Below are 24,795 nucleotides of genomic sequence, written 5' to 3' on the forward strand. Positions count from 1 at the left end.
GATGCAACAAGGGCATCGAGATAGTGTGGACACGAGAGCCGCGTTCAATCTTCTCCGAACGGTGGCGATCGAATTTGGGACGTGTCGCTCAGGCCGCAATGGCGGATCCCCTCGGTCGATAAGTTTCGGGAATTGCAGCTTGCGTGAATAGCTTGGTGGAGGCTGTCTCTGAGGGGGGAATCGTCTCCCGCTCGGAGACCAGAAATCCGTAGGCGGCAATGCACAGTGTTGCATGATGGTGGAAGCCACGCCAGCTTCGTCCCTCGAAGTGGCCAAGGCCGACCTCCTGTTTGAGGCCGTGGTAGTCGCGCTCAATGCGCCAGCGCAGCTTGACGATATCGACGAACTGACCGAAGCCAATGTTCGCCGGAAGCGTTGAAAACCAATATTTGGTCGGAGCTTCCTCGCCCTCTGGCCGCTCGATCAACAGCCATTCCTCCGGCCGGCTTTCGGCAAGCCAGTAATCTCGGTGTGCCGGACGGACGCGCACACGGGCAAAACGCGAAGACAACCGTTCTGCCGTACCCTCACGCCACGTGATCTTGTGCCAAGCATGCGCTGGCAGACCGATCGCAAGCTTCTTGGCCGAAATCGGTCGGTGTTTGCTATCACGCCGTAGCAGTTTTGGAGGTCGTCCGTTCCCCGACCACTTCTTCGGCGGACGCGGTCCAGTTCCGAGTGCCCATACTGAGGTTTGTGGCAAGATGCCGGCCACATAGCTCAGGCCCAGTTCGGTAATACTCCCACGCAGAGCGGTGTCGGTGCCATAGCCGGCGTCCATCAGTACCACGCCGCGCGGCAAGCCCACCGCACAGGCCCAACGCAAATGATCAAGTGCAATCGCCGGCTTGGTCTTGAAGGTGATTTCCTTGGGGACTCCAGCTTTGTGCCGGCGTGCGCGATCCGTCACCCACTCCCTTGGTAGATAGAGCCGGTAGGCCACCGGCAAGCTCGCATGATGGTTCGCAAGCGAAAGCGTCACGGCAACCTGACAATTGTCTTGCTTGCCCAACTGACCGCAATATTGCCGCGCAACCCCGACCGAATGCCGCCCCTTCTTAGGAAAGCCCGTATCATCGATGATCCAAGCTTCGATCTCTCCGTGGCGTTCGATGCCCGGCAGCACTAACTCACGGATCTTGGCCAACACTTGCTGATCCGACCAGTCGCCTTGACCGACAAAATGCAACAACGCCTGATGCTGCGCTGCTGTCCGCTCAGGAGCCGTCATCGCCGCCATCGGCTCGACACTCTTGCGATCGCACGGCATCATCAGCCCAGTGCAGTAATCGCGAAGCGGTTTGGCCCGTCCCGCATGTCCGATCACGCTTGCAAGACCTTCAATATATGCCGAAAACCGCGACGCTACGTCTCCCGATTTTGTCAGACCCATCTCAGCCTCCCCATGCTGAAAATTGAGTCTTTTCAAATATATGATTCTTCTCGGCAAAGGCCGCGACACTCTGACTCAGTAAGACTAGGAGCCTGTCCAGTTAGCTTTGGGAAGGCAGTTTTATCTTGATAATGGCGGCTCAGGCGGCCCTTGCGAGCTTGACGAGGTTGTGAGCGGTGCAGATGAGCGCCCATTCTGCGCTGACCTTTTCGATGCCGCGCAGCAGGAATTGCCTGAACCCTCTTGCCTGTTTGATCTGTCCGAAGACGGCTTCGACGATCTGCTTGCGCAAGCGGTAGCGACTTCGGTAGCCGGCGCGCTTGAGCTTGGTGCTCATCCTGGCGATCAGCGAGCCGGCTCTTGAAGCCTTTTTCGCGGTGGCGGATTTGGTGCCGTGCTTCTGCCTTCCGGTGGCGATGTAGCCCTCGATGCGCCGCCGTTTGATCGTGCGAAGATTGGCGTCGGAGCAGTAGCCGGCGTCGGCCGATACTTCGTCGGGATTGGTCCCCAGATTGGCCCTGATCCCGTCGAGCAACGGCGCCAGTTGCGCCTGATCGCTGGAGGAACTGGTCAGCGTCTGCGCCACGATGATCTGATGGGCACCATCGACCGCGGCCTGGGCGTTGTAGCCCTGGATGTAACCGTCCTTGGTCTTCAGGATGCGGCTTTCCGGGTCGGTGAAATTGCGTTGTGCCTTGCCGTCGGGCTCCGTTTTCGTCGGCGTCTTGCCGCTCTTCTTGCCGCCTTCGGCGACGCGACGCTCCTCGGCTTCGGCCCGCGCCTTGCGCTCCACCTCGGCTGCGGCCTTGGCTTCGGCCTCCAGCGCGGCCTTGGCCTCGCGGATCTTCTCAAGCCGCTTCTGCTTGTCGGCCACCCAATCGGGCATCTCGTCGCCGCGCTTGTCGCCGTAGAGCTTATCCTCCTGCGCATCGGCGGCCTCCGGCGCCTTGAGCCAGCGGTCGACCTCCGCTGCAAGCTCCGCTTCCCGCTTCTTCATGCGATCATAGCTCATCGCCTTGTGCTTGGACGCGTTCGCCTTGATCTTGGTGCCGTCGAGCGCAACGTGCCCGAGCTTCACCAACCCGGCCTTCTCGGCCAGCTTCAACACCTGCACGACCACACTCGCAGCTCGGATGGAAGACGCCGTCCGAGTTCGCCTTCACCTGCCATCCGCGACGGGATCTGGCGCTGCGCTATGTCGAGAGCTCCGCGCCAGCTCCCGTCGCTACCACCGCCCAACCGGGCAAATCCAACAGCCAGGGCGAACTCAGGACTGGATAAAACTTGGGGGCAAGGTCATACGCAATTGGCGATCCCCGTATCTACGAACCAGACTGGCTCAAAGATGGGAAGCCGAGAGTTCGGTTCGGTGAATTCTTCAAGCCCGCGACCTCACACGGTGAGCTCGTCCTCGCTTTCCAACTTGGGAAGAAACAAATCAGCACGGACATTTTCACCGCATCGGGTTCGACCAGCACCGTCTCGTCACCTTGCGGGCCCTATCTCCGACTGGCCTGATGTATCATTCCCCTTCAGGGCGCTACCAGCGTACGTCCAGTGGATCACCCTATTCATTCACAGTCTACCGGATCCGCAGAACTTCGGGTGAGCCCAGTAGGGTCGTCATTTCCATTTTTGACGTCGTTGTTGAGAATTCTGCGTCTCAGCGCCAAACTGCGCTGAATTTCTGCATCCGCTGAGCTCCCGCTCCGCAACTTTGCAGGAAAACAAATCGACCTTTCAACTAGAAAGTCGTCGTCCACTAGGGAGATCGGAACATGAAATGCCGCCGGGGTCTTGGAGCCATTCGCAAAGTTGTGGCGGCAGGCTAAGGATGGTAATCGAGACCGACTTGCGGGCCATGCGAAATCTTCTTGTCGCAAACCGCTCGGAGATCGCAATCCGAATCTTCAGAGCCGCGTCCGAGTTGGGTTTGCGAACATTCGCCGTTTATGCAGAGGAGGACAAACTCTCCCTGCATCGGTTCAAGGCTGACGAAGCCTACCAGATCGGCAAGGGTAGGGGACCGCTAGAGGCCTACCTTTCGGTCGACGAAATCATCAAGGTCGCCAGAGAGCACGCCATCGACGCCATCCATCCGGGCTATGGGTTTCTCTCCGAGAGCCCGGAGTTCGCCGATGCCTGCGCGCGCGAAGGCATCGTGTTCGTCGGTCCGTCCCCTGAGACGATGCGCACGCTCGGCAACAAGGTAGCAGCGCGCAATCTCGCAATCTCCTGCGGAGTGCCGGTCATGCCGGCAAGCGATCCTTTGGTCGACGATCCGGAAGCAATCTTATCCGCGGCCAAGGCCATTGGCTATCCAGTGATGATCAAGGCCTCATGGGGCGGCGGCGGCCGTGGCATGCGGCCCGTCGAAAGCGAGGACCGCCTCGTCGATGCGGTGCTCAGCGCAAAGCGCGAGGCGCGCGCGGCGTTTGGCAAAGACGAGGTCTATCTCGAGAAGCTCGTGCGCCGTGCACGCCATGTCGAGGTGCAGATCCTCGGAGACCGGCTTGGCAACCTGGTTCACCTGTTCGAACGTGACTGCTCGATTCAGCGGCGCAACCAGAAGATCATCGAACGGGCCCCGGCTCCATATCTCGATGCGCAGACGCGTGATGCACTGTGTGCTGCCGCGCTCAAGATCGGCAGGGCGACAGACTATGTCGGCGCCGGCACGGTCGAGTTCCTGATGGACGCCGAAACCGGCCAGTTCTATTTCATCGAAGTCAATCCGCGCATCCAGGTCGAGCACACGGTCACTGAGGTTGTGACAGGTCTGGATATCGTCAAGGCCCAGATCAGGATCGCCGGTGGCGGTCACATCGGCGAAGCCGCCGAGACCGGAATCCCGCAGCAGGCAGATATCCGCTTGTTTGGTCACGCCTTGCAGTGCCGGATCACAAGCGAAAATCCGGAAAACAATTTCATTCCCGATTACGGCCGGATCACCGCTTATCGCGGCGCGATGGGGTTCGGCATCCGCGTCGACGGCGGCACGGCCTATTCCGGTGCAGTGGTCACGCGGTTCTACGATCCAATGCTGGAAAAGGTCACAGCCTGGGCACCGACACCGGACGAGGTCATCGCACGCATGACGCGGGCGCTGACCGAGTATCGCATTCGCGGCGTGGCAACTAATCTTGCGTTTCTGCATAACGTGATTGGCCATCCACGTTTCCGCGCGAACGACTACACCACGCGGTTCATCGACGAGACGCCCGCGCTATTCGATTTCAAGGGGCGCCAAGATCGCGCGACCAGGCTGTTAACTTGGATCGCCGACGTCACCGTGAACGGCCATCCCGAAACCCGTGGGCGGGTTAAGCCGGTCTCTGGTGCGCCGGCGTCAAACGTGCCGCAATTCACAACTCCTCCGGCGAAGGGAACCCGACAGTTGCTGGAGCAGCTCGGCCCCAAAGCCTTTGCGGGCTGGATGAAAGCGCAAAAGCGCGTGCTGGTGACCGACACGACCATGCGCGACGCACATCAGTCACTGCTCGCGACACGGATGCGCACGAAGGATCTCGTCACGGTTGCGCCAGCGTATGCGGCCGGGCTGCCGCAGCTCCTTTCGGTCGAGTGCTGGGGCGGAGCGACATTTGATGTGGCAATGCGCTTTCTCTCGGAAGATCCATGGGAGCGGTTGACCGATCTTCGAGCGAGGGTGCCGAATATCCTGACTCAGATGCTGCTCCGTGGCGCGAACGGCGTCGGATATACCAACTATCCGGACAACGTGGTCCGGCATTTCGTCCGTGAGGCCGCGAAGGCCGGCATGGACCTGTTTCGCATTTTCGACTGTCTGAATTGGGTCGAGAATATGCGCGTCGCAATCGACGCCGTCGTCGAAAGCGGCAAGCTGGCGGAGGGTGCGATCTGCTATACTGGCGATATCCTCGACCCCAACCGCACCAAATACGGACTCAAGTATTACGTTGCGCTTGCGAAAGAGCTCGAGGCGACTGGAATTCACATTCTCGGCCTGAAGGATATGGCGGGCCTGTTGAAGCCCGCCGCGGCGCGCGTCCTGATCTCCGCACTGAAGCAGGAGATCGGCCTGCCGATCCATTTGCACACACACGATACCTCAGGCATTGCGGGAGCCACGATCCTTGCCGCCGTGGAAGCTGGGGTAGACGCGATCGATGCGGCGATGGACGCCATGAGCGGAACGACATCGCAGCCGACCCTTGGATCGATCGTCGAAGCGCTTGCGCGTACCGAGCGCGACACTGGTCTTAGTGCGGATGCCATCCGCCGCATCAGCTTCTACTGGGAGGAAGTACGGTCCCAGTATGCGGCTTTTGAAAGCGACCTCAAGGCCGGCGCTTCGGAGGTCTACCTGCATGAGATGCCAGGCGGCCAGTTCACCAATCTAAAGGAGCAGGCCCGATCTCTGGGGCTTGAGACGCGCTGGCACGACGTTGCGAGGGCCTACCGTACGGCCAACGATCTGTTCGGCGATATCGTCAAGGTGACACCATCGTCGAAGGTGGTCGGCGACATGGCCTTGATGATGGTATCACAGGGACTGACGTCGGAGGATGTCACCGCCGAGGACCGCGATATCTCGTTTCCAGCCTCCGTCGTGGAGATGCTCCGCGGCGATCTAGGCCAACCACCGGGAGGATGGCCGAAAGCCTTGCAGAAGAAAGCCTTGCAGGGTGAGGCGCCGATCGTCGTCCGACCGGGATCGCTTCTGCCTGATGCGGACCTCACTCAACGGCGCGAGGAGGCAGAAAAATTGTGCGGCCGTGCGCTCAATGAGCACGAGCTCTCCGCGTATTTGATGTACCCGAAGATTTTCATCGAGTTTGTCGCAGTCCAGCGCAAGTACGGTCCGGTATCCGTACTGCCGACGCCCGTATTTTTCTATGGCATGAAAATTGGCGACGAGGTGACGCTGGAAATCGAAAGGGGCAAAGCACTGGTCGTGCAGCTGGTGGCGATCGGCGAGCCGCGGGAAGACGGGCAGGTCGAGCTATTTTTTGAATTGAATGGGCAGCCACGCGTCATCACCGTTCCTGATCGGGCCGCGGCCGCCACTGTCAAAGCACGCCGGAAGGCCGAGAGCGGGAATCCGGCCCACATCGCTGCGCCGATGCCCGGTGTGGTATCGACTGTAAATGTCGTCAAGGATCAGGATGTCAAGACCGGAGATGTGCTGCTTGCCCTCGAAGCCATGAAGATGGAGACTATGCTGCACGCGCCGCACGATGGAACGGTCGCCGAGCTGTTCGTCGGTCCCGGTGCTCAGGTCGATTCGAAGGATCTATTAGTCGATCTAAGACCAAGCCCGGCCAACTGAACCTGTTCCTCTTCTGACTCCGAAAAGCCGATTTTCCTTCTTTCCTCGCTGGCGGCAGTTTCCTTCCTCTTTCCCTGCGAATGCAGCTCATTCGGGAGATCGGGATCTAGCTAGTTTCTGTCGCGAAAGACATTTCGCCCTTTAAAATGGGGTTATTTCGCGATTTTCGAGCACGTTTTTTCTTGCGGCGTACATGTGCATGGTATCACATTCTTCATATGAAGCATGTTGATTCGGAATCGCCTTCGGATGTCGCGCGCTGGCTGCGAAGCGAATCGACGAATCTCTGGCCTGCGCTTCTGGGTTCGCTGAGCCTGCGTCGTAGCCGGTGCATCCGCAAGAACTGCCCTGCGTGCCAGTCTGGCGAACAGCATCAAAGTTATGTGCTCTACGGTCGCGCGAACGAGCGTCGCGTTGCCGTCTACGTGCCGGAAGAGCTTGTGCCGGAGGTTCAGCGCAACCTGGACAACGGGCGCGCTCTGCAGGATCTGCTGCACCAGGCGGCACCGCGATACATCAAAGCGCTGAAGCGACAGCGCGCCGAAGCATCCAAAAGCAAGAAGAGCCGAGCGGTGTGAGAGCGACAGCGCGACAGATCAGCTTTGCCGATTGGGAGCTGATGCGGCAACGTGATCAGGGCATTCGCCTGGAGCCGCTGCTGGAGGCGATATCTGGCTTTCTCGACGACCAGCGGGACGTCATCGAGCGTGTCCGGCGGGATCTGGTGCGTGGCCTGAAGCAGCCAGATAGCGGTCGTCACGGATTGACGGCGACACAGGTTCTGCGCTCGCTGGTTCTGATGCGGCTCAAGAACTGGGACTATCGCGAGTTGCGTGAACGCATCGCAGATGGATTGACGCTTCGTCAGTTCACCGACTTCTACTGCGCGCCGGTGCCGAAGCACGACGCCTTCCAGCGTGGCTTCATCCGTCTGACCCCACAAACGTTGAAAGCGGTCAACGATTTGGTGGTTCGGGCAGCGGTCGAGCTCGGATTGGAGGATGGCACGAAGCTGCGGGTCGACACTACGGTGGTGCAGACCGACATTCATCATCCGACCGACAACACGTTGCTATGGGATGTGGTCCGCGTCGTCACACGCTTGGTCCGCCGTCTGGCCAAAGCGCTGGAATTGCGAAGAATCAAGGGCTTTTGCGACCGCACGCGCGCGGCGCGGCGCCGGATGTACGAGATCCAGCGCATGACGACGAGGCAGCGTCACGAGCAGCAGACCCGGATATACCGGGCGCTCGTCGACATTGCCGAGGAGGTCGTAGGAAACGCACGCGCGGGGCTCGAGAGGACCCGCACGATGCGCGGCAAGGACATGTTCGCCGACATGGCCATCGAGGAACTGCGCAGTCAGATCGAGCACTTCTGCGGGCTGGGAGATCGTGTCATCGATCAGGCACGTCATCGTGTGCTCTTTGGTGAGCAGGTAGCTACCGACGAGAAGATTTATTCCATCTTCGAGCCCCATACCGACCTGATCAAACGCGGCAAGGTGCGCACGCCGGTCGAGTTCGGCCACAAAGTCTTCCTCGCCGAAAGCGCGGAGGGCCTGATCACGCAATACGAGGTGCTGAAAGGCAATCCGCCCGACGAGGTTCATGTGGCATCTTCCCTCCAGCGCCACAGGCAGGCCTTTGGCCGTGCCCCGCAGCTGTATGGCTCGGATCGTGGCTTCTTCAGCGAGCAGAACCTTGCCTCGTGCAAGCACGCCGGCGTGAAGGTGGTGTGCATTCCTCAGCGTGGTGGCAAGAGGACGGGACGACGTGAGGCGTACGAAAAGAGCGTGGTCTTCAAGAATGGTCAACGCTTTCGCGCCGGCATCGAGGGACGCATCTCCGTGCTGTTCCGAGGCCGCGGCATGAAGCGCTGTCTCGCCGAGGGACGTGACCGCTTCGAACTGTGGGTCGGCGCCGCGGTGCTCGCCAACAATCTCATGAGGATTGCGGCAATGCTGATGGCAGGATCGTCGCGCAGGCGAAAAGCTGCTTGATAGACCCGTAGGCCTGCCCCGGTCACTCAAAGTGGCCACGGCTCAGCGCATCTCAAGCTGACAGCCGGCGCGCAATACCTGAAACCAACTCAAAAATCATCTGTCCCGAGCTTGCCGGTCCCGTTGCTCTCCTTCATTTTGTGCCCAATCCATCGGCATAACTTGGATCGGCGCCCCCAAATCCGGGCGTTTCGCGACAAAAACTAGATTAGCGTTTTCTTGGTTCGAATCATTATCAGGCGGCGTCGGCGAGTTTGTATGACCACGTGTGGATGACCGGATGGCGATTGACGTCGTCGATACCGGCCATGATGCGCTCCTTGAGTTCGTGTTTTGAGGTCACCCGGATGTGGCGGAGGACTGAACGGGCGAACTTGGAGAAGAATCCTTCGATGAGATTGAGCCATGAGCCGTGCTTGGGGGTGAAGGTGAGCTCGAAGCGCCCGCTTGGTCGAGTGGCGAGCCAGGCTCTGGTTTCTCTCGAGATGTGCGCGGAATGATTGTCGAGGATCAATTTGATCGCAGTGTTCGGCGGATAGGCGGCATCGATAAGTCTGAGGAACTCGATGAACTCTCGACTGCGGTGACGATCTTTGACAAGGGCGTGGACCTTGCCGGTGAGCAGATCAATCCCAGCCAACAGGCTGAGCGTGCCATGTCGTTTGTATTCATGGTCGCGCGCAAAGCTGGCGTGGACGCCAGGCTTGGGCGGCAAATCCGGCGCCGTTGTTGCGATGGCCTGGATTCCCGGCTTCTCGTCGCAGGAAACGATCGTCACCGGCTTTCCCGCTTCTTTCCCTTGGCAGAGGCTTTCTTCAGGACTTCGACTTCGCGGTAGACGCACAGCACCTCCGCCATCTTCTGTTCGAACTCGGCGTCGCGATTTTCAAGATAGTAGCGCACTTTGTGCGGCTTGATTTCCTCCCGGCCGAGGATCTTGCACACCGTTCCCTGGACCAAATTGGCCAAACACGCATGCCCCGCCGCCGGCCCGTGTTCACGCGCATGGCGCGCCAAGAGCCGCGTCGTCCACAACTCATGTGGATAGCCGTGGTCCTTGGCCTTGTCGCACGCCAGCGACACCAACCAGGCTTTGGCTTCCGGCGTGATGGTTGGTTCCTTGCCCGGTCGCGGGCGATCGTCGAGGGCTGCCAGCGGGCCATCGGCCAGCGCCCGCTCGACACAGCGCTGCACCGTCTGATGATGGACCCCAAGTCTCTGGCCCACCGCGCAGAACGAAGGGTTTTCCCGATACGCCAGCAGCATCTGCGCCCGCGACACCCGGCTCGCCAGTTCGATCCTCGACCGCGAAAGCGTCGTCAAGGTTGCTATCTCTTCATCACTCATGGCCAATTCGACCGCTCGCCGCCATCCTGCCATGATACAGCTCCTCGTTTCGCCGACCGCAAACGAGGAATCCGCCAACAGCCGTCCGTTCCACCAATTCAGCCTGCTCCATCAGCACAGGTTTCATGGAATCGGTCGTCTAGCTAGCTACTTTCCGGCGCAAAATTCGGCGGCCTTTTGAGGCAGCCAGAATCGCTTGGTGGGGTGAAAACTGCAAGATCGGACGGAATCAGCGTTGACTTGTGTGGGTGAGATTGATTCATTCTTAGGAATGATTCGAGATCGAGCCCTTCAAACCCGCGAGAAGCTTGTCGGCAAGCTGCCGGTCACCGGCGAACTGCTGCGTGGTTCGCTGCTGGAGCGCACTGTTCGTCACAAGCGCGGCTGCCCGAAGTGCGCGCGCGGCGAAGGGCACCAGGTGTACGTCCTGACGGTGAGCTATGGGGGCGGACGCGTGCGCCAGTTCAGCGTGCGTCGTGAGCGCGTTGCCGAAGTGCGCCGTTGGCTGGACAATTATCAGAAGCTGAAAGAGGCGATCGAAGCGATCTGCGAGCTCAATCACGACCTGCTGCGCCCTGACACGGCGGTGTCGAGGGGCGGGAGGAAGAAGCGTGATTGAGATGCGCAGAGTGCAACTGAGCTTCGGCGATGGCTTGATCGCCGAAGAAGTGAGCGATCTTCGCGAAGGTTGGATGGAGCATGCCGACCGCGTTCTGGCGGATGAACAGATCGTAGCTGCGGTATATGAGGCGCTGGCGAGACGGCATCCCAAGAGCCGCAGTCGTGGCCGGCTGGGCGCGCCGGCCGAGGTGGTGCTGCGATTGTTGATCCTCAAGCACGTGCGGAATTGGAGCTATCACGTGCTGGAGCGCGAAGTGCGCGCCAACCTGGTGTATCGCGACTTCACCCGCGTGGGCGGCGGCAAGACGCCGGACGCAAAGACGATCGGCCGCTGGGGCCTGGCTGTGGATCCGGACACGATCAGGCAGATTCACGACCGAATGGTGCAAATCGCGCAGCAACAGGGGGTGACGCAGGGGCGCAGAATGCGCGTGGATACGACGGTGGTGGAGACGAACATCCACCATCCGACGGACAGCACGTTTTTGGGGGACGGAGTGCGAGTGCTGATCCGCACCATGAAGAAGATCACCGCCATCACGGGCGTCGTCGGAACGAAGCTGCGCGACCGAAGTCGAAGCGTGAAGCTGCGGTTGCTTGAGATCGCGCGGATCGCGCGTGCCAAGGGACCGCTCAATCACGCGAAGCTCAAGGAGAGCTATCGCAAACTATTGAACACGACGAGCCGGGTGGTGGGTCAGGCGAAGCGCTTCTCCAGCAAGATCGCCGAAGGCGTGAAGCGGTCCAGGGGCATCTTGAAGCAGCTGGCGTTGAAAGGCCTGCGTCTGCAGCTGGAAGCGATGCTGCCGCTGGTGCGGCAAGTGATGCGGCAGACCCGGGAACGTATCTTCCGCGGCAACACCCGGGCAGAAGGCAAGCTCCTCAGTGTGTTCGAGCCCTCGACCGAGATCATTCGCAAAGGTAAGGCCGGCAAGCCCAACGAGTTCGGCAAGATGGTCAAACTGCAGGAAGCAGAGAACCAGATTGTGATCGACTACGACGTCTACGATCAGCGGCCAAGCGATTCGGAGCTGTTGATCCCGGCCATCGAAACCCACGAGGCAAAACTCGGACGCACGCCACGCCTGGTGGCGGCGGATGCTGGATTTTACTCCGCCAGGAACGAAGCTGCAGCGAAAGCCAGAGGCGTCAAACGCGTCTGCATTCCCAATCGCTCGACCAAGAGCGCCGAGCGCAAGCGTGAGCAGAAAAAGCGCTGGTTCCGTAACGGTCAGAAATGGCGAACCGGATGCGAGGGACGTATCAGCGTCGTCAAACGGCGACACGGGCTCGATCGCTGCCGCTACAAGGGCAGCATCGGAATGAAACGCTGGGTCGGCCTCGGCGTCGTCGCCGACAACCTCATCAATATCGGACGCGCGATGGAAAACCAGTCACGCCAACCGTAGTCCGTCCCAGCTCAATCTGGCCTCTCAAGGCCCCGCCAGCCCCTAGCGGGGCCTTGTCGTTGTCCGCGCGGTTGACCAGTCTGGTTAGAACCGCGAATTTTGCGCCGGAAAGTAGCTAGCAGTCCGCTGAAAAACCATGAGATGGAGAGTTTTCTTGTTCTGGCCGGTCGTTGTTGGGGCGACGCGGCGGAGTTGGATGTAAATTTCTAGCCTGGTGTTGGGTGCACCCTGACGCGGGGTGGCTAAGCGGCAAGCAGTTTTGGAATGCGGATCAGGTTATAGGCGATCAGATTGAGCAGGAAGCCGGCGGCGACGCGAGCGATGCCACGATGCTTGGTCTTGCGCATGGTGCCGTGCTGCTTGCCCCATCCGAAAATGCACTCGACCATCGCCCGGCGCGATTGCGACATGCCATAGCCTTGATGCCGGGTGGTTCGTTCATCGATGGCACTGGTGCGGGTCTTGCCGGTTTGGTGACGGCCTGGTTCTGCGTCACATGCGGTGTCACGCCGATGGCGCGAAGATTGGCGACATGATCGGCGGTATCGTACGCCTTGTCCTCGCCGGCCGTGATGCGGCGGCCTGCGGCCTTGCGTCTCGCCTTCAGCATGGTCTCCGACGCGCGGCGTTCGGCGGTGCCATTGGCATGCGTGACCCTGCCGGCCACCGCCAGCCCATGCCGGTTCTCCATGGTGGCGTGGCCCATGTAGCAAAGCTTGGCCTCCCGGCCGGCCGCCTTGCGATAAAGCCTGCTGTCCGGGTCGCTGGTACTTGCATGGGTGTCGTTCTTGCGCTTCTGGCCGTGGAAGTTGGCGCCGTCATCAGCGTCGCCGCTGCCGTCCTTGGGGCGAAAACTCTTCTGCGAAGCCCAGGCTTCGATCAGCGTTCCGTCCACCGATCGGGCGCACACACCCCTGCGCATTTGGCCCAGCTCTTGCTACAGGATTGGCACGGTGGTTTTTCTGGCTAGGAGAACGTGATGAGATTGCTCATGCTCGTAAATACTCTCGATGGCTTAGAAGAGAATGCGGCCCTTCTCACTAACGCGTTCCGTCGTTTCAGTTGCGAAGTAATTCTCGGCGACATCAATGTGCTGATTCCGCTCGATGTCGCCCACCATTCCGGAATGATCTCGCCCACCATTCCGAGATGATCTCGCCCACCATTCCGGGATGATGTCGCCCGGGGGTGACGAGGCCTCTTCTGGCTCCGATACGATCCCGCCTTTCGGCTTTGCGAAGGGGGACCTGGATGCCGACGGAGAGGCTTGCGATGCGCCACGTGCGCGATGTGATCAGATTGAAGTCGGCCGGGATGCCGACCCGCGAGATAGCGCGGCGGGTGGGGACGGCCCCTTCGACGGTGCGGTTGACGATCCGCCGGTTCGAGGCATCGGGGCTGACCTGGCCGTTGCCCGACGACATCACCGACACTGAGCTGGAGGCCCGGCTGTTCGCCAGCGCGGGAGCCGGTCCCGGCACCCGGCGGGGCCATCGCCGGCAGGCCGAGCCGGACTGGGCGGCGGTGCATCGCGAACTCCGGCGCAAGCACGTGACGCTGTCGATCTTGTGGGAGGAATACATCGCGGGCGAACCCGGCGGGTATCGCTATTCGCGCTTCTGCGAGCTCTACCGCGGCTGGGAAGGCCGGCTGTCGGTGACGATGCGCCAGTCGCATGCGGCCGGCGACAAGCTGTTCGTCGACTATGCGGGCGACGGCGTGCCGGTGGTGATCGACCGGTTCAGCGGCCAGCGGCGCGCCGCGCAGATCTTCGTCGCAGTGCTCGGCGCATCGAGCTTCACCTACGCGCAGGCGACCTGGACGCAGGGGCTCGCTGACTGGATCAGCGGCCACGTCGGCGCCTTCGAGGCGATCGACGGCGTGCCGGCGCTGCTGGTGCCGGACAACACCAAGGTCGCCGTGATCAAGGCCTGCCTCTACGATCCGCAGATCAACCGCAGCTACGCCGACATGGCGGCGCATTACGGCACCGCCATTCTGCCGGCCAGGCCGCGACGGCCACGGGACAAGGCGAAGGTTGAGCAGGCGGTCCTCATGGTCGAGCGCTGGCTGCTCGGGCGGCTGCGCCACCGCACCTTCCACAGCCTCGCCGAGGTCAACGCGGCGATCGCCGAGTTGCTGACCCGGCTCAACGAGGAGCGGCCGATCCGGCGGCTCGGCGTGACCCGCCGCAAGCTGTTGGAGGAGATCGACCGGCCGGCACTCAAAGCCTTGCCGGAAAGCCCTTACGTGTTTGCCGAGTGGCGGATCTGCCGGGTCAGCATCGACTATCACGTCGAGGTCGAGGCGCATTACTACAGCGTCCCGCATCGCTTCGTCCGCGCCGAGGTCGAGGTGCGCTTCACCGCCCGCACCGTCGAGATTTTCCACAAGGGTGAGCGGATTGCCGCGCATCAGCGCATGAGCGGCAACCACAAGCACACGACCGTGCCGGAACACATGGCGTCCAGTCATCGGCGCTACGCCGGCTGGACCATCGAGCGCATCCGCAAGGATGCCGCCTCGATCGGGCCGGCCACCGCGGCGCTGTGCGACCTGATCCTCGATGAGCGCACACACCCCGAGCAGGGCTTCCGCGCCTGTCTCGGCATCATCCGGCTCGCCCGATCCTACGGGCACGAGCGGCTCGATGCCGCCGCCATGCGGGCGATCGACATCGGCGCGCGCACCTACGGCTCAGTCAAATCGATCCTCGCCAACAATCTCGATCGGCGTCCTTCACCCAAGCGCTCCGCGGACGATGCGCCGATCCTCCATCCCAGTATCCGCGGGCCGCGCTACTACAACTAGGAGATCACACCTTGCTCACGCATCCGACCCTCGATCAACTCCACGCGCTCGGCCTTCACGGCATGGCCAAGGCCTTCGCCGACATCGAAGCCGGCGGCGACGCCGCGAGCCTCGGCCACGCCGAATGGCTTGCACTGCTGCTCGAACGCGAAGCGTCATTGCGACGCGACAAGCGGCTGTCGAAGCGGCTGCAATACGCCAAGCTGCGCCAGCAGGCCTGTGTCGAGGACATCGACTATCGCACCCCGCGCGGCCTCGACCGCAGCCTCCTGACGATGCTGGTCGAAGGCCAATGGATCGACGACCACGCCAACCTGCTGATCTGCGGACCCTCTGGCGTCGGCAAGAGCTGGCTTGCGTCTGCGCTCGGCAACAAGGCCTGCCGCGACAATCGCTCCGTGCTTTATCAGCGCGTCCCGCGGCTGTTCAGCGATCTCGCTTTGACGCGCGGCGACGGCCGCCACCCTCGTCTGCTGCGTGCGCTCGGCCGCGTCGATCTCCTCATCCTCGACTTATGTGGAGCGCGCAGTGATGTGGAGCGATATCGATCTCCCCGCTATTAACAGCCGCTTCGACCGTTCCTACTCAACATAACTGACGACGGAAGCGTGGTTCTCCCAATCATCCAAAGGGGGCAACCATGCTCGAACACTTATTTCGGAAGGTTCACGCGTGCTACACGGAATCGCCCAATGGCGCTTTGTTGGAAGATTTCGCCGCTTGGCTCATCTCGGCTGGATACGCCCGACCCACAGCCTGCCGCCACGTACGAGGGCTAAAGGAAGCCCTCGATCGGATGGGCGCGGCGCGGCTTGATTGCGATACTGGCGTTTCAGAGAGGTTTTTGTCGCAAGCATTTTCTTCCGCGTCATTGCAAGGCACTCGATGCGCCGTTGTACGCTTTCTCACCGTGAGAAGACTGCTCGTCAGGGAACCATCGCCAGACCCGTTCTCATCGCTTCTTGATCGCTACAGACGGCATCTATCGGAGGTGCGTGGCCTTACCAGCGCGACGCTGGAACAGCACATCGCAACGGCGAAGAGCTTGCTCGCGCACGCTTTGCCAACTGACGCCCCGCTGCATGCGTTATCAACCGCTGCAGTCGAACGGTTCGTAATCACCGAAGCCCGGCGGATCAAACGACAGACACTACAGCACGTTGTCGCTCGCCTTCGTGCTTTTCTTCGGTTTTGCTTCGACCAAGGCGAGGTCCAAGAGCGGCTCGACATAATTGACGCGCCGCGCACCTATCGAGGTGAACTACCACCTCGAGCCCTGGCATGGCCGCTCGTCCAGCGGCTGCTGCGTTCCATCGATCGATCGAACCGACTTGGCTGGCGAGACTATACGATCCTTCATTTGATGGCGCACTACGGCCTGCGTCCCTCAGAGATCATCACATTGAGCTTTGGCTCCATCGATTGGGAGAACAAGTCGCTCCACGTCAAGCAGTGCAAAACCAGATCGGATCTGATCCTTCCTCTGGCCGACCAAACGCTGCGGATTCTCAGACACTATCTGCGCCGCGGCCGGCCTGGCGGGAAGTACCCTGAACTGTTCCTCCGCGCCAGCACCCCGGTCGGCCCGCTCACGCACTACGCCATCGGCGATCTCTACCAGAAGCGCGCGGGTCAGAGCGGGCTGCCACTGCAGGGTACATCCTCATACTGCCTGCGCCATTCATTTGCGATGCGTCTGCTAGACCGCGGCGTCGGCGTGAAGGTGATCGGTGATCTGATGGGTCATCGTACTCTGGAGAGCACCTGTGTCTATCTCCGGCTGCAGACCGAAGCCCTGCGAGAGGTCGCGCTTTCCCTGCCGAAGGCGACCATCGGCATCGAGGAGGACGCGAGATGAGTGCGACATTACCCGGCAGCGCGTTCGACCATTTGGTGGACGGATATTTGCGGAGGCAACGTTCACTCGGGCGCGCCTATGTTCATGAGGAGCGCGTATTCGACGCTCTGCGTCGGTTTCTTGAGAAGACCAGCTCTACCGACCTCGATCAAGCGCTCTTCGGGGCATGGTGCACGGCGCAAGGTCATCTCTCTGCAAATACGCGACGCAATCGCCAGCGCATCGTGCGCAACTTTTGCCTCTATCGACGGCGTACCGAGCCAACTTGCTTCGTTCCGGATATCAACCGTCTCCCACATCGCAGGCCGTACGCACCGCCGGTCATCTTTGGGGCGGCCGAAGTCGCCAGGATGTTGGCCGCGGCCGATCGTTTGGCCCCGACTTCGACCTCGCCGCTTCGGCCAGCCGTGATGCGACTTGCCGTGGTCCTGCTCTACACGGCAGGGCTCCGTCGGGGCGAACTGCTGCACCTCACATTGGCCGACGTGGATCCCCGCCACGGCACTTTGCACATTCGGGCATCGAAGTTCCACAAGTCGCGGATCGTCCCGTTGTCGCCAGACGCCGCTCGGGAGCTGAGGTCGTACCTCAGGAAGCGGCTTCGGCCACCGCTGAGCCGTTCAGCGGATTCACCCTTGCTTTGCAACAGCAAGGGGCGCATGCGCGGCTACACGGGTACCGGCCTGCGGCAAGGAATCCAAGCGCTATTCCGAGCAGCTAACATTTGCGGCACCGACGGACGAACCCCGCGGGTGCACGATTTTCGTCATAATTCCGGCAACTGGATTATTCCGGCAACTGACGGACAACGTCGGCATTTTCCGGAGAATCGCGGGGGTGTGGGTACATGATTGGCGGAATAATCAGAGCGTCTTCAGGAAGGCCAGAATACGATCGGTGGGGCTGGTAGCGAGAGGACCGTCACAAAATGGCTGATGGGTGAAGAGGTGATGAATCGAATTCGTCGCGAGCATGTATTGTCGATTCCGATCTCGACGTTGCTGTCATGTTCGTCTCTTGTCCCGCGCTGGGGATGTTCCCCCAGCTTTGCGGAGACAGATCATGACGATAACTCTCAAGAGCGCTGTTACGGTATCAACCCAACGCGTCTGCATCGGCTCAATCGCCGCTCATATAGATAAATTTGCGGAGTCCCTCGCGGGCGAGGGTTACGTTTCGCAGACCGTAAAAGCCAAATGTGCACTGGTGGCGGATCTCAGCCACTGGCTCAAGCAGCGTGGAGTGCCACTGGCACAACTCGATGAGGTGAGGCTCAAACAGTTTCACACCCACCGTCGTGGCTCAAGGCGACGCGGCGATGTATCTACCGGTCATCAGCTGTTGGATCATTTGCGGTGCCTCGGAGTCGTTTCTGCATTGCCGCAAAAAGTGGACTGGACCGCCCTCGGGCAGCTCACACGCGACTACGAGAGCTTCTTAAGTTCGGAACGCGGCTTGGCGCCCGCGACATTGATCAGCTATCTGCCCATCGTGCGAAGGTTCTTGACCGCGCATTTCGGGAACAAGGCGCTGCGTCTTCAGGATCTGCAGCCGCAGGACCTACATCGGTTCATTCTTCGTCAAGTTCCGCGGGGCAGTCGCACCTATTCCAAGCTCATGGTCACGGCACTGCGCTCGTTCCTTCGCTTCCTGTGTCAGCGCGGAAGCATCAAGACTGACTTGGCCTCCGCCCTATTCGGGGTGGCCCACTGGCGATTGTCTCATTTGCCAAAATCGCTCCCGCCCGACCAGGTCGAGCGACTCCTGCGCTGCTGCGATCGCAGCACTGCGTCCGGCCAGCGTGATTACGCAATCTTGCTGCTTTTAGCTCGCCTCGGTTTGCGCGGCGGAGAAGTACTGGCCATGACCTTGGACGACTTGGACTGGGAGCGCGGCGAGATCCTCGTGCGCGGCAAAGGCCAGCGATTGGAACGATTGCCGTTGCCTAAAGATATCGGCACGGCTCTGGTTCAATATCTGCGCCAGGTTCGTCCAACGTGTTCGACGCGCAAGGTTTTTATCCGCCTGAAAGCCCCGCACCGCGGCCTTCGCCAGACCTCCATTTGCTGTGTAGTTCGTCGTGCCCTCCAGCGCGCCGGATTGAACCCCGATTTCAAAGGGGCGCATTTATTGAGGCATTCTCTAGCCACCAAGATGCTGTGCCGAGGTGCGTCCCTCGGCGAGATAGGTCAACTGCTTCGTCACCGGCAACCCACGACGACCCAGATCTACGCCAAGGTCGATATCAAAGCGCTACGCGGCATAGCCCTTCCGTGGATGGGAGGTGCGTCATGAGTTCGTTGCAAATCGCACTCGATGAGTATCTCTCCGTGCGTCGTGCTCTGGGATACAAGTTGGTTCTGGAAGGGCGGCTGTTGCGTCGATTCATCGAATTTGCCAAGCACGCGCGGGCCGATTACATCACCACCGAACTGGCCTTGAAGTGGGCAACCCAGCCGGCCCATGCACAGCCGTCCCAGTGGGCCAACCGCTTAGGAATGGTGCGCCGCTTCGCGCGGTACTGCTGCCCCAACGATCCGCGCACCGTTGTACCGCCGCCTGATTTGCTTCCGCATCAGTACCGTCGGGTGGCACCCTACATCTACAGTGACCAGGAGATCATCCGTCTACTCGAGGCGGCGCGGCAGTTGCCGTCCACAATCGGTTTGCGGCGCCACACCTTTGCCACGCTCTTTGGATTGTACGCGGCCAGTGGCTTGCGGGCCAACGAAGCATTGCGTCTCGATCGCGACGATGTGGACCTGATCAACGGCGTGCTGACAATTCGGGATACCAAGTTCGGTAAGACCAGATACGTTCCCGTGCATCCTTCCACGCGACACGCTTTGCAACGCTACGCAAATCTTCGAGATCGCTTGTGTCGCACCCCGAGCAGTCCCAGATTCTTCCTTTCCGATCGTGGAACCCGCGTGACTTACGACATGCTGCGATGGACGTTTGTCAAAGTGTCTCGCCAGATCGGCCTGCGCGGTCCACGTGATTCGCACGGCCCCCGTCTGCATGGGTTACGCCACCGGCTTGCCATTAATACGCTTGTCAAGTGGCATCGCCGTGGAGTCGATGTCGAACGTAATCTGCCAGCGCTCAGTGCGTATTTAGGCCACGCACATATCACTGACACCCAGTGGTACCTCACCGCGACCCCGCAGTTGCTGCGCTACGTGCTGCGGCGTGTGGAGCGATCCGAGCGCAGGGGTCGTCCATGAAAGGAATCAGCCAATTTCCTACTCTGCTGGAGTCATTCTTCATGGATCGACTGATGCGGCAGCGACAGGCGAGTCCCCACACCATCGCAAGCTACCGCGACACCTTTCGCCTGCTGATGCAATATGCACAGCAGCGGCTACACAAGACACCGTCACAGTTGATCATGCCGGATTTGGATACTCCGTTCCTCGGCGCCTTTCTCGATCATCTTGAGCAAAAACGGGACAATAGCGCCCGCAGCCGCAACGTGCGTCTCGCTGCCATCCATTCGTTCTTTCGCTACGTTTCGTTGCATGCGCCGGAATACAACGCGTTGGCGCAGCGCGTGCTCGCCATGCAAAGTAAACGCTACGTGCGTCGACCGATCTGTTTCCTCACGCCGGTCGAAATTGAAGCTCTGCTCGCCGCGCCGGACCTCAACACCTGGAGCGGACGACGCGATCGAGCCCTGTTGCTGCTGGCCGTGCAGACCGGATTGCGCGCAGCAGAACTCACCGGCTTGCGCTGTGAGAACATCGCCTTGGGTACCGGTGCACACGTGCAGTGCTTGGGAAAGGGACGCAAAAGCCGGTCCACTCCGCTTCGCAAAGAGACCATCGCAGTGCTGCGCGGTTGGCTGCGAGAACGTCAGGGGCAAGCTTCCGATCCAGTCTTTCCGACCACACGAGGGCATGCCTTAGGTCATGACGGCTTGGAATACCTGCTCAACAAGCACATGGTCGTGGCTCGCCGTCATTGTCCCTCCCTGAACAAAAAACGTATCACGCCCCATTCCTTGAGACACTCGCTCGCGATGAACCTTCTTCACCACGGTGCTGATCGTTCTGTTATCGCTCTCTGGCTGGGTCACGAAGACGTCCAAACGACGTCTGTTTACTTACAGGCCGACATGCAGATCAAAGAGCAGGCGTTGGCTAAGACCACGGTCACGGGGGCTCGCGCCTCTCGCTACCAGCCCACCGATCGTATTTTGGCCTTCCTGAAGACGCTCTGATTATTCCGCCAATCATGTACCCACACCCCCGCGATTCTCCGGAAAATGCCGACGTTGTCCGTCAGTTGCCGGAATAATCCAGTTGCCGGAATTATGCCGCTAATTCCGTCGGCGGAATTATCGCCACAGCTTCGCGGTCGGGTCGCTGTTGCGATGGTACCAGCAAGGTGCGGATGTCCAATCCAATCTGCCAAAGCTTGCGATGTACATGGGGCACGTCTCAATTGTTTCGACTGCCTATTACCTGCGCTGGATTCCGCAACTCGCGGCTGCAGCCAGCGATCGGCTCGAGAGGCACTTCGGCCACCTTATCACCGGAGGTGCCGCATGAGATCCCAAAGACCTAACGAACTCGGCAAGGGCATCGAGCGGTTCTTCCGCGAGTACCTGCCGACGCTCCGGGGTACCAGCCGACACACCATACGCAACTACCGGGATGCCATCGTGCTGTTCTTGCGTTTTACTTCGTCGCAAAAAGCCAAGGCTATCGAGGATCTCGACCTCGTCGATTTCACCGCCAGGCAGGTCCAGGACTTCCTGGCCTTTCTGGAGGCCGAGCGTCACAATGGCGTCGCCACCCGCAATGCGCGGCTGGCGGCGCTGCATACATTTGCTCGCTTTCTTGCAACCGAACAGCCCGCCTATCTAGCCGAGCTGCAGCGCGTGCTAGGCGTACCGTTCAAACGCGGCGCGCGTACCAAGCCGATCGAATACCTTGAGCCGCAGGAAGTCGAAGCGTTGCTCAAATCGATCGATCGCTCAACGCCAGGGGGTAAGCGCGACTATGCCTTGTTTGCACTGATGCTCAACACGGGGGCCCGCGTTCAGGAGATACTCGATCTGCGGCCGTGCGACATACGCACCGATCCTCCTCATCAAGTCCGGCTGCACGGCAAGGGCGGCAAAACGCGATTATGTCCAATTTGGCCGCAAACCGCACAACTTCTGCAAGAACTCTCGAACAACGTCGCTCATTCAGGAGGTAGCGACTCTCCGCTGTTCGTAAACCGCCAGGGCAACAAATTGACCCGCTTTGGCGTTCGTTACCTGCTCAAGAAGCACATTGTAGCCGGAGCCAGGGCAACTCGCACGCTGCAGGAGAAGCGGATCCATCCCCATTCCTTGCGGCATACGACCGCCATCTTTCTCCTGAAGGCGGGAGTCGACTTTTGCGACTATCAGTCAATGGCTGGGACATTCGTCGCTGAACACAACCATGACCTATGCAAGGGCGGACATCGATCTCAAACGCCAGGCGCTTATGCAGGTGTTCCCTGAGATCCTCGCACCGCCTCGTGCCGGGCACGTCTCTTCTGCGGCGATCAACATCGTTGATTGGCTGAAGAGGCTATGACCTACAGGTAAATTATGTGGAGTTGGCGGCTGTCAAAAACCGGACCGGCGCCGATTGTCGACCCTCAACTCCACATCACTGGGTGCTCCACATAAGTCGAGTCACGTTGAGCTCAACGTGACTCGACGACTGGGGCCTCGAGCCGCTCGACGCCGCGGCCCGCCACGACCTCCTGGAGATCCTCGAGGACCGCTACGGTCACCGCTCCACCATCGTCACCAGCCAGCTTCCCGTCGATCAATGGCACGCGCTGATCGGCGACCCCACCTACGCCGATGCTGTCCTCGACCGCCTGGTCCATAACGCCCACCGCATCGACCTCAACGGCGAGAGCCTGCGGCGAACCCGTAAACCCAGCCGAAAGGCCTGAGCCAATGGCGCTGTGGACATGCCGCTGCGCTTGGACAACGCGACAGCGTTGCCCACATGCCCACAGCAGGAACAGCAGCAGACGAAGAAGACCAAGCCGCGATTCAAAGGTTGACCTCGCGGCTTCGCCGATGCCAAAAACCAGACAGCCAGAACGCCTCGCGCGCCGGGCGACATCAAATCGGACTGATGGGCGAGATCATCTCGGAATCCTGGGCGAGATCAAATCGGTACACCCGGGCGAGATCATCGGAATCCGCAATCAATGCTATTGCGGCAGATGACTATCGCTATTTCACACGAGGAGTGCTGGTACCTGGAAACGGCGAACCGTACCATCCCGGCTCTGAAGCGCCGGGGGATCGAGAGAGATATTTTCTTGACGAATGCCAGCTGATCTGGGTCCTGGGCTCGCCTCAGGATCGCGTGGCCCGCGATGTCTGGCAGATGCTATGGCTGGCTTCCAAACATACCGCCTTCGTTAACAGCATTGAAGGCCTCGTGTTTTTGAATACAAAACATGCGTTGGGCTATAGCCTGCCAAAGCAGAACAGAGCCTATTCATATATATCGGATGATTTCTCGTTGCTCTGGGAGCGCTATCGGGAGACTCCGGATCAATGGTGGGTGGCCGACAAACGCCAGCTGCGGGCAAAACGTCTTCTTACTTCCTCCAAACGGACCAAATGTTCGAACAATACTTCAATGCCTTACCGGCAATACTGCTGCACAAGGCGCGATCTACTATGGCGGAGTGGATGGCTTTAAAGCTGATTACGCTATTCTTCAGAAGTTTATTCCGGAAGTAGGCCTAGGTGAAAAGCGCGTCATCGTTGCTTGCGGGAAGGCTGTTTGCTGGCATGGTCGGCAAGGGAATCCAGACGATCATAGGTCGAATCTAGTACAAGGAGGAAAGCCGATTCCAGTCGATTTGCACTCCAATGAGGTCGAGCTGGCCGTCGGTCAAAAGCTGATGGCAAATGGGATAAATTACGTCGGGATAGATATGGCTTATCCATATATACTTGAACTTAATCTTGCATACCCGGCCGGGCTATACGCCGCAAAGTTAATTTCCGGGGTAGATCATTCGGATGAGGTTGCGGAGCTCATCATTGCTCACTTCAAGAAGCATTGTTCTTCGTGGGATATGGGAGCTTACTGAGCTGCGGCAGCCACGCTGATCCAAGGGCGGATCGGATCCGAGGGTGCAGGCTGGGATGAGCGCGAACCGGCACAATATCCGTGAGGCGACGTTCGACAGAGTATCCTGTATGCGGTTTGGCGTCGTGCTGGTGGCATTCTGTGCCAATCGGTCGCCCACGCAGCTCGAAAGCCCAAAGAAGCGCCGCGAGGGCGATTCTCGTCGCGTAGTCTGATCCTAGAGAGGGAGCAGGTGGTAGAATGGCGTCACAGGCCGTAGAGAAGAACTGCGACAGATGCTTCTTCATTGTGTTTTCTCTGGCAGATCTGTGGCGACGATTGGATTCGATGTCGACGGATTAAGTCGTGGAGTGACGCGCGGAGCCAACGACAGTGCCTAGCCACGCAAGCACGCGCTTGACTGGACAAGTCCATCATCGCCCTCCAATTTGTCCGGAATAGTTCGGGAAAAATTCCCGTTAAATCTGCGATAGAAACTCGTTGACCCCTCACATCTTGACAATACGACACTTGTCACGCTCAAGCGAAGTAGGAGCGTCAATCGACAATCTCCTCGCATGAGCCTGACAAACTTTGTTCAATAACGCTACCAGCTTTCGTTCGACCAGCTGCCGCGACAATCACCCGAAACAACGATGTTTCGCGCGCCCAACACCACTGATGCTTGTCCGGTTTCTGACTGCGGTACAAGGGTGTAGGGTTTGAAACATCGGTCAGGGACCGGCCGCGTGCGAGCTTTTGTCTAGCCGAATTAGAAGCTTGCTGCGTTTGAACGCTCCTGGCACGGCGGTTGCTATGAGGGAAGCAACACTGAGGCTTAAAGGGGACGCAAACGCAAGCCGAGATGGCTCAACGATCTTCGCGACGATCTCAGGGCCGAGACATGTTGAGCAAGTTTTGAACTTAATTGATGAGAGTAAGGCACGCGTTAAAC

General features: G+C 59.9%; 19 protein-coding genes and 3 pseudogenes. 17 read left to right on the top strand and 5 right to left on the bottom strand.

Going from position 1 to position 24,795, the window contains the following annotated elements:
- Positions 1 to 88 precede the first annotated feature (88 nt).
- Both RX328_RS10570 and RX328_RS10575 read right to left on the bottom strand, forming a co-directional pair.
- Positions 89 to 1,393, bottom strand: coding sequence for an IS701 family transposase (locus tag RX328_RS10570; protein ID WP_317258793.1), 1,305 nt, complete (start codon positions 1,391 to 1,393; stop codon positions 89 to 91).
- Between the two features lie 139 nt (positions 1,394 to 1,532).
- Positions 1,533 to 2,501: a transposase gene (locus RX328_RS10575; RefSeq protein WP_317258794.1), complete on the bottom strand. Its 969-nt coding sequence runs from the start codon at positions 2,499 to 2,501 to the stop codon at positions 1,533 to 1,535.
- 2 nt (positions 2,502 to 2,503) lie between these two features.
- On the opposite strand from RX328_RS10575, the pseudogene RX328_RS10580 reads away from it, so the two are divergent.
- The 4 genes and pseudogenes from RX328_RS10580 to RX328_RS10595 form a co-directional block, all read left to right on the top strand.
- Positions 2,504 to 2,674 (top strand): annotated as a pseudogene (locus RX328_RS10580) (IS3 family transposase); the annotation flags it as partial.
- A 553-nt stretch (positions 2,675 to 3,227) separates the two neighbouring features.
- A complete protein-coding gene (gene pyc, locus RX328_RS10585; protein WP_213257496.1) occupies positions 3,228 to 6,704 on the top strand; it encodes a pyruvate carboxylase in 3,477 nt (1,158 codons plus the stop codon).
- Between the two features lie 218 nt (positions 6,705 to 6,922).
- Positions 6,923 to 7,282 (top strand): DUF6788 family protein, encoded by a 360-nt coding sequence (locus RX328_RS10590; RefSeq protein ID WP_317258682.1) that lies wholly within the window; start codon positions 6,923 to 6,925, stop codon positions 7,280 to 7,282.
- A complete protein-coding gene (locus tag RX328_RS10595; protein WP_317258683.1) occupies positions 7,279 to 8,706 on the top strand; it encodes an ISNCY family transposase in 1,428 nt (475 codons plus the stop codon). Before RX328_RS10590 ends, RX328_RS10595 begins: the two co-directional genes overlap by 4 nt.
- A gap of 235 nt (positions 8,707 to 8,941) precedes the next feature.
- On the opposite strand, the gene RX328_RS10600 is transcribed toward RX328_RS10595, so the two are convergent.
- Together RX328_RS10600 and RX328_RS10605 are read right to left on the bottom strand one after the other, a co-directional pair.
- On the bottom strand, positions 8,942 to 9,484 hold the full coding sequence (locus RX328_RS10600; RefSeq protein WP_317258684.1) for an IS630 family transposase: 543 nt from the start codon (positions 9,482 to 9,484) through the stop codon (positions 8,942 to 8,944).
- On the bottom strand, positions 9,481 to 10,086 hold the full coding sequence (locus RX328_RS10605; RefSeq protein WP_317258685.1) for a helix-turn-helix domain-containing protein: 606 nt from the start codon (positions 10,084 to 10,086) through the stop codon (positions 9,481 to 9,483). The genes RX328_RS10600 and RX328_RS10605 overlap by 4 nt, the downstream gene beginning before the upstream one ends.
- 211 nt (positions 10,087 to 10,297) lie before the next feature.
- Between RX328_RS10605 and RX328_RS10610 the strand changes: the two genes are divergently transcribed.
- Together RX328_RS10610 and RX328_RS10615 are read left to right on the top strand one after the other, a co-directional pair.
- A complete protein-coding gene (locus RX328_RS10610) occupies positions 10,298 to 10,672 on the top strand; it encodes a DUF6788 family protein (protein ID WP_213257585.1) in 375 nt (124 codons plus the stop codon).
- 1 nt (position 10,673) lies between these two features.
- A complete protein-coding gene (locus tag RX328_RS10615; RefSeq protein ID WP_213257589.1) occupies positions 10,674 to 12,083 on the top strand; it encodes an ISNCY family transposase in 1,410 nt (469 codons plus the stop codon).
- A gap of 242 nt (positions 12,084 to 12,325) precedes the next feature.
- Here RX328_RS10615 and RX328_RS10620 read toward each other — a convergent pair whose 3' ends face one another.
- Positions 12,326 to 12,796, bottom strand: a complete 471-nt coding sequence (locus RX328_RS10620) for a transposase (RefSeq protein ID WP_410734042.1) — start codon at positions 12,794 to 12,796, stop codon at positions 12,326 to 12,328.
- Between the two features lie 266 nt (positions 12,797 to 13,062).
- On the opposite strand from RX328_RS10620, the gene RX328_RS10625 reads away from it, so the two are divergent.
- The 11 genes and pseudogenes from RX328_RS10625 (at position 13,063) to RX328_RS10670 (ending at position 23,862) form a co-directional block, all read left to right on the top strand.
- Positions 13,063 to 13,236, top strand: a complete 174-nt coding sequence (locus RX328_RS10625; RefSeq protein WP_213257476.1) for a hypothetical protein — start codon at positions 13,063 to 13,065, stop codon at positions 13,234 to 13,236.
- Between the two features lie 119 nt (positions 13,237 to 13,355).
- On the top strand, positions 13,356 to 14,894 hold the full coding sequence (gene istA, locus RX328_RS10630; protein ID WP_213257474.1) for an IS21 family transposase: 1,539 nt from the start codon (positions 13,356 to 13,358) through the stop codon (positions 14,892 to 14,894).
- Positions 14,895 to 14,905: 11 nt separating this feature from the next.
- Positions 14,906 to 15,454 (top strand): annotated as a pseudogene (locus RX328_RS10635) (ATP-binding protein); the annotation flags it as partial.
- An 80-nt stretch (positions 15,455 to 15,534) separates the two neighbouring features.
- The gene (locus RX328_RS10640) at positions 15,535 to 16,752 is read left to right on the top strand and encodes a tyrosine-type recombinase/integrase (RefSeq protein WP_249727365.1); all 1,218 of its coding nucleotides are present in this window, start codon (positions 15,535 to 15,537) and stop codon (positions 16,750 to 16,752) included.
- Between the two features lie 350 nt (positions 16,753 to 17,102).
- Complete coding sequence (locus RX328_RS43440; protein WP_410734058.1) at positions 17,103 to 17,603, top strand: tyrosine-type recombinase/integrase; 501 nt, start codon at positions 17,103 to 17,105, stop codon at positions 17,601 to 17,603.
- Positions 17,604 to 17,814: 211 nt separating this feature from the next.
- Positions 17,815 to 19,047: a site-specific integrase gene (locus tag RX328_RS10645; RefSeq protein ID WP_213257554.1), complete on the top strand. Its 1,233-nt coding sequence runs from the start codon at positions 17,815 to 17,817 to the stop codon at positions 19,045 to 19,047.
- A complete protein-coding gene (locus RX328_RS10650; protein WP_213291131.1) occupies positions 19,044 to 19,979 on the top strand; it encodes a tyrosine-type recombinase/integrase in 936 nt (311 codons plus the stop codon). The genes RX328_RS10645 and RX328_RS10650 overlap by 4 nt, the downstream gene beginning before the upstream one ends.
- Entirely contained in the window at positions 19,976 to 20,974 is a 999-nt protein-coding gene (locus RX328_RS10655; RefSeq protein WP_213257550.1) for a tyrosine-type recombinase/integrase, read from the top strand. Before RX328_RS10650 ends, RX328_RS10655 begins: the two co-directional genes overlap by 4 nt.
- Before the next feature lie 327 nt (positions 20,975 to 21,301).
- Positions 21,302 to 22,252 carry a tyrosine-type recombinase/integrase gene (locus RX328_RS10660; RefSeq protein ID WP_249727310.1) on the top strand — a complete coding sequence of 317 codons (951 nt, stop codon included), beginning with the start codon at positions 21,302 to 21,304 and terminating at the stop codon, positions 22,250 to 22,252.
- 197 nt (positions 22,253 to 22,449) lie between these two features.
- Positions 22,450 to 22,698: pseudogene (locus tag RX328_RS10665) on the top strand (ATP-binding protein); the annotation flags it as partial.
- Positions 22,699 to 23,271: 573 nt separating this feature from the next.
- Complete coding sequence (locus RX328_RS10670; RefSeq protein ID WP_249727309.1) at positions 23,272 to 23,862, top strand: hypothetical protein; 591 nt, start codon at positions 23,272 to 23,274, stop codon at positions 23,860 to 23,862.
- Positions 23,863 to 24,795: the final 933 nt, after the last annotated feature.

It is taken from the genome of Bradyrhizobium sp. sBnM-33, from assembly GCF_032917945.1.
Classification (GTDB): Bacteria; Pseudomonadota; Alphaproteobacteria; order Rhizobiales; family Xanthobacteraceae; genus Bradyrhizobium.